Here is a 15,798-nt window from a genome sequence, read left to right as displayed (position 1 = left end):
GTGGATGGATTCTGCGGCTCGGCGAGTGAGTCGTGCATCATCTGGGGATGAAACGGGCTGAGAAACTGCCGCCGTCGCTGTCCGGGCGGGCATTCACGACCGCTGAAGGCTCCGCCTCGGGCGTCTCACTCAAACGGATGCGGGGCACCGATCTCGTTCAGCCTTTCTCCGGCATCCGTTCCCCGCGGGGCGGCAATGACTCCCCCCGCACACGCATCGAGACGTACAGCCGACGGATGCCGCCGGACCAGTTCTTCAGTCAGGTCACCGCCGCGATCATCCACGGCCTTCCGCTGCCCCTGATCCTGGAGCGTGACTGCACCCTGCACGTGTGCACGGAGCACCCGGCGACCCGGCACCGGGTGCGCGGCATCGTCGGACACCATGTCGAGCCGGGCACCGTTCGAATCGTGGACGTACGGGGGCTGCGCGTGACCTCCCCGGTCGACACCTGGTGCCAGCTCGCATCCGTGCTCCGCCTGGACGACCTGATCAAGGTCGGCGATGCGCTGGTTCGCCGCAAGAACCCGGTGGCGACGATGAACGAGCTGCGCACCGGGGTGCTGCGCTATGCGGGGCATCGGGGTGCGAGAAAGCTTCGCGAGGCCTTCGAGTGGGTGCGGCCCGGTGTCGACTCCCCGAAAGAGACCGAGTTGCGGCTGCTACTGGTACGGGCCGGGCTGCCCGAGCCGGAGGTGAACTGCGCCGTCACCGACCGTCTCGGGGTGAAGATCGCCACCGGGGATCTGGTCTACCGCCGCTACCGGGTGCTGGTCGAATACGACGGCGAGCAGCACCGCACCGACGAGGAGCAGTACCACTGGGACGTCGACCGTCTCGACCGGATCATGGAGGAGGGATGGCGCGTCATCCGCATCAACAAATCCCATCTGCGGAGCAAGCCGGCCTCCGTGCTCCGCAAGGTCGAGACGGCGCTGCGTGCCGCCGGCTGGCGCCCCTGAACCGCGAACTGGCCCGCGAGAGCGCAGAATCTGCCCTTAAACCGCGAACGAAGGGGCATATTTTGCGCTCTAGCGTGAGGTGACGAGGGCGACGGGAGAGCGCGCGGCGCGCGCGGCGACGGGAGAGCTACACGGGGAAGGGAGCGCTAGACGGGGAAGGGAGCGCTAGACGGGGAAGGGGGCGCCGAGGAGCAGCTCGGAGCGGCTCCACAGCGATTCCGCGACCGCGGGGTCGAGCGAGGTGCGGGTGGGCTCCTGCAGCGTCGGAAGGCCGCGCGTGAGGTGGCGCGGGCCGTAGAAATCGCCGCCACGGGCATCCGGGTCGACGGCCGCGCTCACGATGGCCCAGGCGCCGACGTCCTTGCCCTGCGCGCCGAACGACATCAGGTTGTCGGAGAACCGCTTGGCCCGCGACGGCGCATTGACACCGCGGATGCCCGGCGTCAGCCCCGAAATCGAGTAGCCGGGGTGTGCAACGAGGCTTTGCACCCCGTCAGTGCCGCCGGCTCCGGCCGCCCGCAGCCGTCGATCGAGCTCGAAGCCGAACACCTGCATGGCGATCTTCGACTGCGCGTAGGCCTTCCACCGGTTGTAGCCGGACTCCAGCTGCAGGTCGAGCAGAGGGGAATCCAGCAGCCGCGAAATCATCGATCCGAGCGCCACGACCCGGCTGCCCGGCGTGCGCCGCAGGGCCGGCAGAACCCGCGCGGTGAGCGCGAAGTGGCCGAGGTAGTTGGTCGCGAAGACGAGTTCGTGCCCGTCGGGGCTCGTGTCGCGCGTGCGTGGCGGGTGCACGATGCCCGCGTTCAGGATCAGCCCGTCGATCCGCGGCAACTCCAACAGCGAGTCCGCGGCGCGGTGCACCTCGCCGAGGTCGGCCAGGTCCAGGGGCACCGACGACACGGATGCCCCGGGCACCCGGCCGCGGATGGCCGCCAGCGCGGCCTCCGTTTTGGCCGGATTGCGGCAGGCCAGCACGACGTGGGCGCCCGCCGCGGCGAGCTGCTCGGCGGTGAAATATCCGAGGCCCGCGTTGGCGCCGGTGACGACGAAGGTCCTGCCGAACTGGGCCGGGAGGGGCCGCGCCGCCCCGGGAAGGACGGAGGTCTGGGCGGTCATGAGACGGCCGGAGACGTGGCGGGGCCGGTCCCTGTGCCCGTGCCCACAGCATCCGCCGGCGCGCCCGCAGCCCGCGGCGCGGACCCGTGCGCCGACTCGGTGCCGGCGATCTGCTCGTGGTGGTGGATGACCTCGGCGATGATGAAGTTCAGGAACTTCTCGGCGAACGCCGGGTCGAGCCGCGCATCCTCGGCGAGACCGCGCAGCCGCCGGATCTGCAGCAGCTCCCGCTCGGGGTCGGCGGGCGGCAGACCGTGTGTGGCCTTGAGGCGCCCGACCTGCTGGGTGAACTTGAAGCGCTCCGCGAGCAGGTGGATCAGCGCGGCATCGATGTTGTCGATGCTCTGACGGATGCTGCCCAGCTCGTCGATCGCTTCCTGACCCGCGCCGGCGGGCAATTCCTCGTGTGCGGCCATGGTTCGACGATACCGTTTCGCGCACGCTGCTCGCATTCCCCGCCGAGGTGGGCGGGATCCCGGTCGCGGCTACCCCGATGACCGTTACGGTGCCGCCACCGGTGCCGCTGCCGGCGCCGGCCGACCCGCCCGCCTCGCCCACCCCGGCAACCGCAGCCGTCGCTGAGTCAGCAGAATGCCGAGCAGCACCAGCGCCGCCCCGGCCGGCTCGTTCCAGGAGAAGGTCTCCGCGAGCACGAGCACCCCCAGAACCACGCCGACCACGGGGGTGACGTACGTCACGGTGGAGGCGTTCGTCGGCCCCCAGGCGCGCAACACGTTGATGTTCCAGATGTAGGCAACGCCCGTGCCGAGCGCGCCGAGCACGAGCAGGCCCGCCACGATCGGCACGGTCAGCGCCACCGGATGCCACGCCAGCACCGGGGTCGCCACGAGCATGATCGCCCCGGCGATGCCGATGTTCAGGAACGCGAAGGTCGCGGGGGCGATCGGCCGCCCGCTCAGGAACCGCCGGGTGTACCCGAACGTGAAGCCGTAGCAGACCGCCGCACCCAGGCAGGCGAGCTGGCCCCAGAGGTCCCCGGTCAGGGCCGCGTAACGCCACGGCCCGATGATCACGACCACGCCGGCGATGCCCACGAGGATGCCCGCCACCTGCCCGCGCACGATCCGCTCCACCCGGAACGCGAGCGTCGCCATCACCGCGGTCATGATCGGCGTCACGGCGTTGTAGATGCTGGCCAGACTCGAGGACACGTATTGCTCCGCCCACGCGAACAGCAGGTGCGGCACGACGCATCCGGTGATCGCGATCACCAGGAAGTGCAGCCAGACGATCGTCTCCCGCGGCAGCACCGGCCCATCGAGAACCCGCGGGCGCGTCACCAGCACGATCAGGCCGAGGGTGAGCCCGCCGAGCACCAGCCGGGACCACGCGACCTGGCCGAACGTCACCCCCTCGAGGGCGATCTTCATGAACAGGAAACTGGCACCCCAAACCAGGCCCATGCCCAGGAACTGGAGGATGACCAGGGTGCGGCCGGCGTCTGGAGCGTCTCTCACCAGCCGACTGTACCGCGCCCCGCCGCCGGCCCGCATTGGTGCCGGGCTCCTGCCGACCGCTACGGCCGAAACCCGCCGCCGCCCGCGAACGAATCCGACGGAGATTCTTGCGAAAACGGATGCCGCGGGCCGGTTTTCGCCCTCCAGCGGCAGAATCTCCGTCGAATTCGTTCAGCGCGACTGCCGGATGCGGTACCGCACCGGCTCCGCACCGCGCCCGTCGAGCCTCGCCCGCAGCCCGGCGCGCACCCGAGGCCATTCGCTGTCCAGGATCGAGTAGATCACGGTGTCGCGCCAGCTGCCGTCGGCACGGCGCCGCTCCCGGCGGATGATCCCCTCATAGGTGGCGCCGAGGCCCGCGATGGCCGCGCAGGACCGCACGTTCATCACGTCCGCCTGGATCTTCACCCGCCCGAACCCGTGGTCGAAGGCCAGCCCGAGCAGCAGCAGCTTCGTCTCCGCGTTGACGGCGGTGCCCCAGACCCGGGGGTCGTAGGCGGTCCAGCCGACGTGCGCCGACTCGTGCTCCAGGTGCAGGTCGCCGAGGGTGGACATGCCCACGAGGTCTCCGTCGTGCGGGCCGCCGACGAGGCGAACCGCGTAGGGCAGTCCCGCCCAGTGCACGTAGGCATCCGCCCACTCGGTGAACTCGGCCAGGTTGGTGCGCAGCCCGCCCGGACCACCGCCGAAACCTCCGTCGAAGACCAGCGGATGCGCGATCGCGCCGTGCAGCTCCGGCAGCAGCGCGCCGGTGAGGGGTTCGAGCCGCACATAGTGGCCCACGATGGCGATGTTCTGAGGTCGTTCGGCGTTCATGCGAGAACTGTGGCAGCGCCAGGTTGCCGCCGAATGAACGGCGGCGGTCAGGTCGGCGCGAGCGCGGGCTCGCCACCCGCGGCAACGACAGTGGCCGTTCCGGTCGAGAGTGACCGCTGCAGCGGTCACTCTCGACCGGAACGGCCACAGAAGGTGGGGCGAGGTGGGGCGAGGTGCCTAGTCGACGAGATCGTGACGCGAGATGATCGCCTCACGGCCGGGGCCGACGCCGATCGCCGAGATGCGGGCGCCGCTCATCTTCTCGATGGCGAGCACGTACTCCTGGGCGGCGCGGGGCAGGTCCTCGAAGGTGCGAGCACCGGTGATGTCCTCGGTCCAGCCGGGGAAGTCCTCGAAGATGGGCTTGGCGTGGTGGAAGTCGGACTGCGAGACCGGCACCTCGTCGAAGCGCACGCCGTCGACGCTGTAGGCGACGCAGACCGGGATGACGTCGAGGCCGGTGAGCACGTCGAGCTTGGTCAGCACGAAGTCGGTGACCCCGTTGATGCGGGCCGTGTAGCGGGCGACGGGCGCGTCGTACCAGCCGCAGCGCCGCGGGCGCCCCGTGGTGGTGCCGAATTCGAAGCCGTTGGCGCGCAGGAACTCGCCGGACTCGTCGAACAGCTCGGTCGGGAACGGGCCGGCGCCGACACGGGTCGTGTACGCCTTCACGACGGCGATGATGCGGTCGATCCGGTTCGGGCCGATGCCCGAGCCCGTCACGGCGCCGCCGGAGGTCGCGTTCGAGGAGGTGACGAACGGGTAGGTGCCGTGATCGACGTCCAGCATGGTGGCCTGGCCGCCCTCGAACAGCACGGTCTTGCCCTCGGTGAGGGCCTCGTGCAGGAGCAGGGCGGTGTCGGCGACCATCGGGCGCAGGCGCTCGGCGTAGCTGAGCAGGTCGTCCACGATCTCGTCGACCGAGATCGCGCGGCGGTTGTAGACCTTGACCAGCAGGTGGTTCTTCTGGGCGAGGGCACCCTCGACCTTCTGGCGCAGGATGTTCTCGTCGAACAGGTCCTGCACGCGGATGCCGACGCGGTTGATCTTGTCGGCGTAGGTCGGGCCGATGCCGCGGCCGGTGGTGCCGATCTGGCGCTTGCCGAGGAAACGCTCGGTGACCTTGTCGACCGTGCGGTGGTACTGGGTGATGATGTGCGCGTTGGCGCTCACCTTGAGGCGGGAGACGTCGACGCCGCGGGAGATCAGCGCATCGAGTTCTTCGAAGAGCACCTCGATGTCGACGACCACGCCGTTGGCGATGATCGGGGTGACACCGGCGGTGAGGATGCCCGACGGCAGCAGGTGCAGCGCGTACTTCTCGGTGCCGATGACCACGGTGTGGCCGGCGTTGTTTCCGCCGTTGAACTTGACCACATAGTCAACCCGGCTGCCGAGGAGGTCGGTGGCCTTGCCCTTGCCCTCGTCGCCCCACTGGGCTCCGATCAGAACGATCGCTGGCATTTAGTTTTCTCCTCGGATAAAGAACGCCTCGGTGGGCGGGGCCGGGTCGGTGGCACGGTAGCCGTCCGGCGTGATGGTCTGCTGGTCGATGCGGCTGATCGCGGTGGGATCGGCGTCGTTCAGGAAGGTGGTGAGGCGGTCGAACTCGTCCTGCTCGCCGATCTCGCCGGCGGCGCGGCGCAGGGCGTACAGGGCGCGGAGGACTCCGCGGTTGGGTTCATGGTTCCAGCGCACCGGGCCGTGGCCGTGCCAGCCGGCCTTGCGGAGCGCGTCGAGCCCGCGGTGGTATCCGACGCGGGCGTAGGCGTAGGCCTCGAGCGTGCGGCCTTCCAGGTGGGCAGCGTCTGCGAGCACGGCCCAGGCCAGGGAGGACTTCGGATGCTGCGCCACGACGCTTGCCAACTCGTCGCTGGTGGTTTGCCGCAGGGCCTCGATCACCTCCGGTTCCGCGGGAAGAAGGGTCTCGGGCTGCTCGATCAAATTGTCGCCGGTCACACTCGATCCTAACGCGACGCGGGCCGCACCTCGCCGAACAGTCCGCCGGAGAGGGAACCGACGATGGCCGCAGCCACCTCGTCGCGCGGCCGTTCGGGCTCGAAGACCAGCCATTCCAGGCCCGACATGAGCACGGCGCCGAAGACGCTCGACGCCATCAGGCCGCAGGTTCCGTCGGCGCGACTGCCCGGCTTCGCTTCCGCGATCGCGTCGGCGAACACCGCGAGCGCCTCATGCCGCAGCGCGAACAGTGTCTTCTGCCAGGTGCGGTCGGTGCGGAAGATCTCCGCCGCCATCAGCTTGGACAGGGCCGTGTTCGCCGCGATCCCGTCGAGCAGCGCTCGCACCAGGGCTTCGAGGGCCGCGCGCCCGTGCAGCCCGGCGGATGCGGCCCGGAGGGTGTCGGCGAGCGCGCCGACACCCTCCTGCAGCAGCTCTTCGAAGAGCCGGTCCTTGGAACTGAAGTTGTAATACAGGCTGCCTTTGGCCACCCCGGCCCGCTCGGCCACCTCGTCCATCGTCGTGCCGCTGATGCCCTTGGTCGCGGCCAGTTCCAGCGTCGCGTCCAGGATGGCGCGCTTCGTGCCGATGGCACGTGCCATGAGAGTTCCTTTCCCGGTGCGGGACGTGGTGCGGGAGGTCGTGCGGGATGTGGTGCGGTGTCGTCCCGGCGGGGCTCGGGGCTAGATCGTCAGTTCGGGGTGCAGCCGGCCCACGGTCCAAATCCGCTGGCGTCCGGCGCTCCACGCACTGATCGCGATCGAGCCGACCAGCATGACGACGAGAACGGCGACCGAAACCCACAGTCTAGAGTCGATGCCGCCCGTGATCAGCTCGCGCAGCCCGGTCACGACGTACGACGCCGGCATCAACGGATGCATCACCTGGAAGAACACGGGCGTGGTCTCCACCGGGTAGGTTCCGCCCGACGAACTCAGCTGCACCATGAGCAGCACCAGGCTGACCACCCGGCCGGCCGCGGTTCCGAGCAGGATGATGAACATCTGCTGCAGGGCCAGGAAGGCGAGCGTCGTCAGGTAGAGGAAGGCGGTCATGCCGAGCCAGTACTCGGGCTCCAGCCCGATTCCGTAGACCAGCACGAGCACCATGATCACGACCTGGGCGAGCCCGATGGCCATCGCAGGGAGGAAGCCGGTCATGGTCGCCCGCAGCCCGGAGGCGGCGCTGGCGAGGGCCCGGGTGGGCAGCGCGCGCAGGATCAGCCAGGTGATCAGTCCGCCCACGAAGGTGGCCAGGGCGAGGAAGAAGGGCGCGAACCCCTCACCGAAGCTGCCGGAGGCGTTCTCCCACTTCTGCACGAGGGTGACCGGGCTGGCGATCACCGCCGTCTTCTGCGCGATCTGGTCGGGGGACAGGTCGGGGGCGCTCTCACCGCCCGTGCTGAGGGCGTCGGCGAGGGTGCCACTGCCGGTGGTGAGTTCGGCGGCGCCGCTGTTCAGGGTCGTCCCGCCCGCGACGAGTTCGCCGGTGCCGGTGACGAGTGATCCGGTGCCCGCGCCGAGCTGTTCGCTGCCCACGGCGAGGGTGTCCGCTCCGGATGCCGCGGTGCCGGCTCCCTCCGCCAGCGAGGCCGCGCCGGCGGAGAGCTGCCCGGCCCCGGCTGCCACCTGGGCGGCGCCGGTGGTCCCGGCGGCCAGCTTGGTGGAGAGTTCCCCGACGCCGGCGCTGAACTGCTCGCTGAGTCCGGCGTAGGCCTGGGTTTGGGTGAGGGCACCCTGGGCGCCCGTGTCGACCGCGGCGGCGCCGGTGCCGAGCTTCTCGACGGCGGGAAGGAACGCCGAGACCGGGGTTCCTTCCGGCGCCGCCTGCATGGCCGTGAGGAGGTCGGTCACGCCCGTGCTGACCGACGCGGTGCCGGCGGCGATGGCGCCGGTTCCGGTGGCGATCGCCGCGGCGCCGTCGGAGAGTTGTGCCGACTTCTCGGAGAGGGTCGCGGATCCCGTCGCGGCGGCCTGCATCCCCGCGGACACCTGGCCGGTACCGTCGGCGAGCGTCACGGAGGATTCGGCGAGCGTCGTCGCGCCCGCGGACAGCGTGTCCAGCCCGGTGGCCAGGCTGCCGGCGCCGTCGGCGAGGCGTGCTGCGCCGTCGTCGAGGGTGACCGCGCCATCGGCAAGGGTGTCGAGGCCGACCAGCAGGGAGCCGGTCCCGCCCGACGCCGTGGTGAGCCCGTCGAACAGCCGGCCCGCGCCATCCGCTGCGGAGCGGATGCCGTCGCCGGCCTCGTCCACTCCCACCAGGAGGGCGTTCACGGTCTGGTCGCCGATCTCGGTGGCGACCGCGTCGCGCACCTGCACCATGGCCTGTTTGCCCATGGTGGTGGCGATGAAACTGTTGCTGTCGTTGTAGTCGACCTGCACGGTGGCCGACAGCGGGGAATCCGTGCCGGCGGACACGGCGCTGGCCGAGAAGTCGCTCGGAATGGTGACGGAGAAGTAGTAGTCGCCGTCCTTGACGCCCGCGGCGGCATCCGTCGCATTCGTCACGGTCCAGCCGAGTTCGTGGCCGTCGACCAGCTCGTCGACCAGGTCCTGGCCGGCGGTGACCGGTTCGCCGTCGCGGCTGGCGCCGGCGTCCACGTTCACGAGCGCCACGGGGAGGTTGTCGAGTTGGTGGTCGGGCGCCCAGAAGGCCCAGAGGTAGAGCGCCCCGTAGATGAGCGGGATGAACATCAGCACGACGAGGGCGATCTTGGGCATCTTGCCCTTGCCGAAGCGGTGCAGCTCGGTGCCCGAGGAGAGGAAGGCGAACATCTAGCGGGTCTCCTGATTCATGGGAACGGCCTTGGTCATCATCACGACGGTCGGCTCGATGCCGAGCTCGCCCCAGATGTCGGTCTCGGGCGCGGTCGCGGAGGCGATCACGATGGTGCCCGCCTCGGCGAGTGCGGCCAGGCGTTGCCAGAGGATTCGCCGGGACTCCGGCTCGTGCACCTGCTCGACCTGGTCGAAGAAGAGGATTCTCGGCTCGTTCATGAGCGCGAGCGCGGCCCGCAACAGCACCGTCTGCACCTCGTCGAGGTCCCAGATCACGGTGTCGGCAGCCGGGATCGGCACGTCGCCGAACACGGGGGCGCACACGCGGCGCACCTCGGTGTCGTCGACGGAGCGGATGAACGCCCACCAGGGCGAGATCCAGGCCGTGCGCTCGCGGATCGCCGCTCCGACGGTGACGGACTCCTCGAGGGCGTCGATGTCGTGGAAACCGGAGATGCCGGTGCTCTTCTGCACCCGGCGGGCCCGTTTGGGCAGCTCGTGCCCGAGCACCTCGAGCGTTCCCTCGCTCGGCCTCATCCGCCCCGCCAGGGTGAGCATCAGGCTGGTGCGCCCGCTGCCGGTGGGGCCGCAGAGCACCGTGAGACCGGCGCCGGCCTCGAAGCTCAGGGGCCCGTAGACCGCGCCCCTCTGGAACCGCAGGGCGAGATCATGCGCCCTCACTGTCGACTGCACGTCGATCCTTTCGTTTGTACTGACTAGTCAGTATAGAACGAAAGATCGACGTGCAGTGCGGGACGGTCCCGATGGTGCGCTCCGGGCTCTGCCCGGACGCTCTACTCCCGGGGCGCCGCCGTCGGCTCGGCCGCGGCCAGCTCCGAGAGGATGTCCTGCACCTCGTCGTTTTTCAGCAGTCGCCAGGGCGAGGCGGTCGCGCCCTCGAGCGCGGCCTGCGGGCTGTCGCTCTGGTTCCACCACTTGGCGATGAGCACCCGGCCACTGAACAGGATCAGGTCATCCTGCTGATAGACGGTGTCGGTGGACCACTCCGGGTAGGTTCCCGCCGGCACGGTCAGTGTGGGAACGGGCTTGTCGCCCGGGAGGACCGGGCCGATCAGGTCCCAGGCCACGTCGGAGGCCGCGGCGGACGGGTCGTCCGGCAGGTCTCCGTTGGTCCACCACTTGGCGGCATAGACGTTGCCGTGCCAGACGATGCGGTCTCCCTTGACGTAGGCGACCTCCTCGTCCCAGATCGGGTACGGGCTCGTGGCCGGATCGTCGACCACTTCGGCTTTCGCGGTGGGCTCCTCCGGGACGACGTCCGCGTCGAGCTGGCCGGTGATGCCCTGGCCGAGAACGTCCACGAACAGCGCGTCACCCTGCTTGACGCCGCTGCAGCCGTCGGACACCCGGGTCACGTCCGGGTAGTTGGGCGCGCAGGTCGAGTCGCGGTTGAGTGACCACAGCGACACCCGGCCGAGACCCTTGGCGCGCGCGAACGTGTTCAGCCCCGCGGCGTCGTCCAGCGTGAAGATCTCCCCCGGAACGTCGTTCTGCCCGATCATCGGCGTCACGCCGATCTGGCGCCAGAGTGTCTGCGAACCGACCGCCAGGTCGTTGCGCTGATAGAGGTCCTGCAGCTGGGAGTGGGTGGCTTCGGCCGCCGCGATCGACGCGTCGAGCATGGAGGTCGGCCGTTTTCCGCCGAAGTCCATCGTCATCACGTTCACTCCGGCCAGGTCCACGTCCGCGTCGAGCATCTGCTGCACCGCGGTGAGGCCGTCCTCGGTCAGGCCGGTCTGGGCGACGGGGAGGGTGAGCCAGACCGTGAGGTCCTCGCCGGCGGCGTGCCGCTTCTTCTGCAGGGCGGCCATCGCCTCGGCCCGGCGCTTGCCGGCGGCCGTATCGGAGAGGTTGTCTCCCTCGACGTCCAGGTCGATCGACGTGAGGTTGTAGCGGTCGACGACGGCCGCGTAGGCCCGGGTGAGCTTGCCGGCATCCGTGCACACCGTGGCCAGCTCGTCGTTGGCCAGGCCGCCGAACGACACGGAGACCTCGCCGCCGTCACCGACCAGCCGGGCGATGCGCCGGTCCAGATCCAGATTGATCTCGGCCTCGCCGAGGCTCTGGCTGGCACCCCAGGTGGGCGTGCACTCCTCGTCCGGATCAGCCACGATGAACGACAGCACGACGTTCGCCGCCTCGTCCGAGACGGGCTGCTCGAACGCGTAGGTCGGTGTGGCGGTGACGTCGACGTAGCCGGCGAACCCGGATGACCCGGCTGCGGCGGCGCGGGAATCCTCGAATCCGCTCCAGCCGTATCCGGCCCCGACGACGACGACTCCGGCCGCGACTCCGAGGGCCAGCACCCTCACCAACGACAATTTGCGACCAGGAAAGCGCTTTGACAAGAAAATCTCCCCACGATGTTGCCGGCCGAACGGCGCGACGTTTCTCCATCGCCTATTATGAAGGCAATTCTCGGATGACAGCGTGCCCGGTTGGGGGTACGCGGTCCGACAGTTCCACGGGCGACTGAGTTCCCGTTCGGCCAGCGCTCGGAGAACAATGACAGATCAGGCAGTTTTTTCGGACGAGTCGCTGGGCTTGACCGACCTCGACATCGAAACGGCTCCACGCGTCGCCGCGGCCCGCAAGCGGCAGTGGGGGTCGGAGAAACGCTCCGAGCCGCTCTCGATCGTGCATCCGGTGCCGTCCCAGCGCAAACTGACCCTCGGCCGGCTGGCCATCGTCACCACGATCGTGGCCTGGGCCTATTACCTGTTCTCGACCATCTTCAAACAGCTGGCGAACAACCCGGACGCGGGCTTCCGGTTCCAGGTCGAGACGATCTCCTATGTCATCGTGGTCACCTTCCTGACCTTCTCGGCCCTGATGTACCTCCTGGCCCGCCAGGGTGCGCTGTACCGGTTCAAGGACCACCAGCGCGTTCCCCGCGGCGAACTCGACCGGCACTACGCGCACTACACCGAGGGCATCACCGTTCTCGTGCCGTCCTATGCGGAGGAGCCCCACGTCGTGCGGGCCACGCTGTGGTCCGCGGCGTTGCAGGAATTCCCCGACCTGAAGATCGTGCTGCTCGTCGACGACCCACCCTTCCCGACCGATCCGGCCATCATGGCCCGTCTCGAGGAGACCCGGGCACTGACGGATGACATCGCCGCAGTTCTGAGCGTTCCCGCGGCCCGGTTCACCGCGGCCCTGGACGGCTTCCGCAGCCGGGCCCGCACCGACGAGGCCGGTTCCCGGGCGGAACTCCTCCTCCTCATCGCCGAGTACGAGGCTGCCGCCGCCTGGCTCGAGCACATGGCCGAGACGGAGCGCATCGAGGACCACGTCGACGAGTTCTTCGTTGACCTGGTCGTGATGGGGCTCGCCCGCGAACTGCGACTGACCATTCTGGCCCTCACCTCCGCCGCGGCGCAGGGCACGTCGCCGGACACCAGCCGGATCAGCCAGCTGTACCAGCGGCTGACCTGGATCTTCACCGTGCGCACCGAGACGTTCGAGCGCAAGAAGTACGGCAACCTGTCGCACGAGGCCAACAAGGCGATGAACCTCAACTCGTACATCTCCCTGATGGGACACCGCTGGCAGAGCGAGGTCACCGCCGGTTCCGTGGTGCTGCGGGAGTCCGACGCCGAGCCTCACCCCGACGACCTGGTCGTCCCGGACACCACCTACATCCTCACGCTCGACGCCGACTCGCTGCTCCTGCGGGACTACTGCCTGCGCCTGGTCTACTTCCTGGAGTCGGCCGGCAATGAACGAGTCGCCGTCACGCAGACGCCCTACTCCTCCTTCCGCGGAGCCCCGACCCGGATCGAGCGCCTGGCCGGCGCCACCACCGACATCCAGCACATCCTGCACCAGGGCATGACCTACTACGGTGCGACCTTCTGGGTAGGTGCCAACGCCATCATCCGCAAGAAGGCCATCGAGGACATCGTCGAGGTGGAGACCGTGGGCGGGTTCGAGATCCGCACCTACATCCAGGACCGCACGGTGATCGAGGACACCGAGTCGAGCGTCGACCTCGGCACGCACGGCTGGACGCTCGCCAACTACCCGGAACGTCTCAGCTACAGCGCCACGCCCCCGGACTTCGGCTCGCTCGTCGTGCAGCGTCGACGCTGGGCCAACGGCGGCCTGCTCATCCTGCCCAAGCTCTGGACCCAGCTGACCCACCGTCGTCACCAGCGCGAGAAGATCCTCTTCCGTGAGGTGCTGCTGCGGGTGAACTACATGGCGTCCATCGCCTGGGCCAGCTTCGGCCTGCTGTTCCTGCTCGGCTACCCCTACGACAGCCGCCTGCTCAGCCCCGTCGTCTTCATCGCGGCGCTGCCGTACTTCCTGGCCATGGGCAGCGACCTCCGGGACTCCGGGCACCGCTTCAGCGACATCTTCCGCATCTACGGGTTCAACCTCGTGCTCCTGCCCGTCAACCTGGCGGGCGTGCTCAAGTCCATGCAGCAGGCCATCACCGGGGAGAAGATCCCCTTCGTGCGCACGCCGAAGGTGAAGAACCGCACGGCCGCGCCGGCCCTGTACGTGGTCGTGCCCTACCTGATCGTCGCGTTCTCGCTGCTCACGATCTGGCGCAACTATCTGGACCAGAGCTGGGGCAACGTGGCCTTCGCCACGCTCAACGCCGTTCTGGCCGCATCGGCCATCAAGTCGTACATCGGCATCCGCAACTCGATCGTGGACATCACCCTCGGAATGGTGAGCTGGCTCTACGTCGCGCCGAAGAAGCCCAAGGCGGTGGAGCCGGTGATCGTGCCCAAGACACCGGAAGAGGTCGACTGGGCCTCCGTGCTGTACTTCGGTGACCGCCGGCTGAACCGCGACCTCCGCGGCGGCAACGACCGCCGGCGCCGGGCGAACGTGGGCTGAGCCCGGCGCGTCCGGCGCATCCGTCGCCGCGGGGCGCTACCGCTCCGGCCGGTCCGGTCCGCCGTCCGGTGCTCCGTTCGGGGCGCCGGACGTGGCGCGACGACGCGGGAACGTCACCGCGTCGCCGCGGCTGGGGAGACCGGCCAGTTCGGCCTCCGCCGGCGTGGGGGCTTCGGCCGCCACCGGGACGGTCGACCAGCGCAGCAGCGCGGCGGCGCTCACCTCCGCCGGAAGCTCGCCGGGAGACACCACCAGCACCCGCGCATCCGTCAGAATAGCCGCGCGGATCAGTGCGTCGACGGCCGGAACCGAGCCGAGTTCGCCCGCGCCGAGGGCGTCGGCCGAGGTGGCCGCCAGCCACGGGCCGCGGTCCAGGGCGATCAGGGTCTCACCCGGCAGCCGGTCGGGGGCCAGCAGCAGCACGTCGACCTGGCTCTGCTGCAGGGCACGCACCACGGCTGCGAAGTCGATCTCGGAGAGGCCGTTGCCCTTCCCCGTGCCCAACCGCTCGAGAGCGTCGTACTCGTCCTGCGCGAGGATCGCCGCGACGTGCCGGTGCAGGTCTGCCTCGAGTTCCTCCTGGGTGGCCCCGCCCGGGCGGGTGTTCGTGGGCACGACGTGCAACACCTCCCGGCTGGTCGGGGACAGCTGGTCGACCAGGAGCTGGCGCGCGCGAACATCTCCGGTCAGCATCAGCAGTTCAGCCCTGCTGTCACGCACGATCTCGTCGATCGCCGCGGCGATCTGGCCCTCGTTGCGCTTCCACACCTCCTCGGTGTGGTGCTGGTAGCGCCCGTTCGCGAGAAAGTCGTCTTCGGACCCCACCTTGGTGAGAAACTCCGTGTCGCCCTCCACCCGCACCCGGGAAACGGGCTGGGACCGGCTCAGCTGGAACAGGGTGATCTCGCCGCCGTCACGCCCGGCCTCGGCCACCACATAGCTGAAATCACGCGGCCGGTGGATCAGCAGCGGGAGCAGGCTGGGCACGGGGCCGTAGGCAACCAGGAGTTCGCCGAGCGGCTCCCCCGTGAGCACCTCGTTGAGCTCGACCTCGCCCTCCCGCACGACCATCAGCCGACCCATCGGGCCGCCGACCCCGGGCGGCTCTTCAACCAGTTCGATGATGGTGCTCGCGTCGATCTCGGGGGCGCCGGCCTCGGTCAGGGCCTCCCGCAGCGTGCGCTGGCGCAGGGTTGAGGTGCGCCGGGGGTTCCGGGCATCCTGCGTCACGTCCACGTAGACGCTCGACACCGAACCGGGCCGACGGTACAGGTCCGCGAGCCCCTCATTACCGAAATCAGCCATGGCCGGAGTCCCTTCTGTGACAATTTGACGGCCACGGTATCCCCGGGTTCGAGCGTTCACAACCCTCGCGGAACGGCGTCGGGAGAGGACCCGGCAGGGCCCTCTCCCGACTGCCGGAGGTGCTGCTAGAGGGCAGTCTGCTGGTGCGTCGCGACGCACCAGCCGCCGTCGGCGAACACGAAGGTCGTGGCCGCGTTCGCCTCGATCACCTCGTCGCCGCGGTGCGCCAGGAGCCGGTAGACGAGCACGGCGGCGTGATCGTTGAGGCGCACCACGGCCGGGGCGCGCAGCTGATAGCTGGTGACCGCGGGCATCCCCTTGAAGAAGGCGATCGCCTCGTCGCGGGTGACGATTCTGCCCGGCAGGATCAGGAGTCCGTCCCCGGTCATCGTTCGCCGGTAGTAGTCCCCGCCGTGGCCAGCGACAATCGCCTGCCACCCCTCGTGCTCTTCGTGCAGGAGGCGGGCGGGCAGATCGTCAGTGATCGCAGTCATGATCCAACGCTAG

General features: G+C 69.4%; 14 protein-coding genes. 2 read left to right on the top strand and 12 right to left on the bottom strand.

Translation table 11 applies throughout. The annotated features are described in order from the left end of the window. Positions 1–47 precede the first annotated feature (47 nt). Positions 48–962 carry an endonuclease domain-containing protein gene (locus tag E3T49_RS05150; RefSeq protein ID WP_134423897.1) on the top strand — a complete coding sequence of 305 codons (915 nt, stop codon included), beginning with the start codon at positions 48–50 and terminating at the stop codon, positions 960–962. A 165-nt stretch (positions 963–1,127) separates the two neighbouring features. Here E3T49_RS05150 and E3T49_RS05145 read toward each other — a convergent pair whose 3' ends face one another. The 10 genes from E3T49_RS05145 to E3T49_RS05100 all read right to left on the bottom strand — a co-directional run bounded on the left by E3T49_RS05145 (position 1,128) and on the right by E3T49_RS05100 (position 11,444). Next, positions 1,128–2,081 carry an SDR family NAD(P)-dependent oxidoreductase gene (locus tag E3T49_RS05145; RefSeq protein ID WP_134423896.1) on the bottom strand — a complete coding sequence of 318 codons (954 nt, stop codon included), beginning with the start codon at positions 2,079–2,081 and terminating at the stop codon, positions 1,128–1,130. Then, complete coding sequence (locus E3T49_RS05140) at positions 2,078–2,497, bottom strand: chorismate mutase (RefSeq protein WP_134423895.1); 420 nt, start codon at positions 2,495–2,497, stop codon at positions 2,078–2,080. The genes E3T49_RS05145 and E3T49_RS05140 overlap by 4 nt, the downstream gene beginning before the upstream one ends. Positions 2,498–2,581: 84 nt before the next feature. Further along, the gene (locus E3T49_RS05135) at positions 2,582–3,559 is read right to left on the bottom strand and encodes a DMT family transporter (RefSeq protein ID WP_277613085.1); all 978 of its coding nucleotides are present in this window, start codon (positions 3,557–3,559) and stop codon (positions 2,582–2,584) included. Positions 3,560–3,730: 171 nt separating this feature from the next. Beyond that, on the bottom strand, positions 3,731–4,375 hold the full coding sequence (locus E3T49_RS05130; protein ID WP_134423893.1) for a GNAT family N-acetyltransferase: 645 nt from the start codon (positions 4,373–4,375) through the stop codon (positions 3,731–3,733). 177 nt (positions 4,376–4,552) lie between these two features. Then, on the bottom strand, positions 4,553–5,839 hold the full coding sequence (locus E3T49_RS05125) for an adenylosuccinate synthase (RefSeq protein WP_134423892.1): 1,287 nt from the start codon (positions 5,837–5,839) through the stop codon (positions 4,553–4,555). Next, positions 5,840–6,334, bottom strand: coding sequence for a DUF3151 domain-containing protein (locus E3T49_RS05120; RefSeq protein ID WP_134423891.1), 495 nt, complete (start codon positions 6,332–6,334; stop codon positions 5,840–5,842). An 8-nt stretch (positions 6,335–6,342) separates the two neighbouring features. Beyond that, positions 6,343–6,936 carry a TetR/AcrR family transcriptional regulator gene (locus tag E3T49_RS05115; protein ID WP_134423890.1) on the bottom strand — a complete coding sequence of 198 codons (594 nt, stop codon included), beginning with the start codon at positions 6,934–6,936 and terminating at the stop codon, positions 6,343–6,345. Between the two features lie 81 nt (positions 6,937–7,017). Next, the gene (locus E3T49_RS05110; protein WP_134423889.1) at positions 7,018–9,108 is read right to left on the bottom strand and encodes a YhgE/Pip domain-containing protein; all 2,091 of its coding nucleotides are present in this window, start codon (positions 9,106–9,108) and stop codon (positions 7,018–7,020) included. Beyond that, positions 9,109–9,804 carry an ATP-binding cassette domain-containing protein gene (locus E3T49_RS05105; RefSeq protein ID WP_134423888.1) on the bottom strand — a complete coding sequence of 232 codons (696 nt, stop codon included), beginning with the start codon at positions 9,802–9,804 and terminating at the stop codon, positions 9,109–9,111. Between the two features lie 101 nt (positions 9,805–9,905). Further along, complete coding sequence (locus tag E3T49_RS05100; RefSeq protein ID WP_241972662.1) at positions 9,906–11,444, bottom strand: chitinase; 1,539 nt, start codon at positions 11,442–11,444, stop codon at positions 9,906–9,908. A 193-nt stretch (positions 11,445–11,637) separates the two neighbouring features. Between E3T49_RS05100 and E3T49_RS05095 the strand changes: the two genes are divergently transcribed. Further along, positions 11,638–13,986 (top strand): glycosyltransferase family 2 protein, encoded by a 2,349-nt coding sequence (locus E3T49_RS05095; RefSeq protein ID WP_134423886.1) that lies wholly within the window; start codon positions 11,638–11,640, stop codon positions 13,984–13,986. A gap of 36 nt (positions 13,987–14,022) precedes the next feature. Here the strand turns inward: E3T49_RS05095 and E3T49_RS05090 are convergent, their stop codons facing one another. Next, positions 14,023–15,291, bottom strand: a complete 1,269-nt coding sequence (locus E3T49_RS05090; RefSeq protein WP_134423885.1) for a baeRF2 domain-containing protein — start codon at positions 15,289–15,291, stop codon at positions 14,023–14,025. Between the two features lie 125 nt (positions 15,292–15,416). Next, positions 15,417–15,785 carry a DUF4440 domain-containing protein gene (locus tag E3T49_RS05085; protein WP_134423884.1) on the bottom strand — a complete coding sequence of 123 codons (369 nt, stop codon included), beginning with the start codon at positions 15,783–15,785 and terminating at the stop codon, positions 15,417–15,419. Positions 15,786–15,798 lie beyond the last annotated feature (13 nt).

Origin of the sequence: Cryobacterium cryoconiti, assembly GCF_004403065.1 — a bacterium.
Lineage (GTDB): Bacteria > Actinomycetota > Actinomycetes > Actinomycetales > Microbacteriaceae > Cryobacterium > Cryobacterium cryoconiti.
Note: the sequence above shows the minus strand (reverse complement) of the source record. Positions and strands in the feature narration are given on the sequence as shown.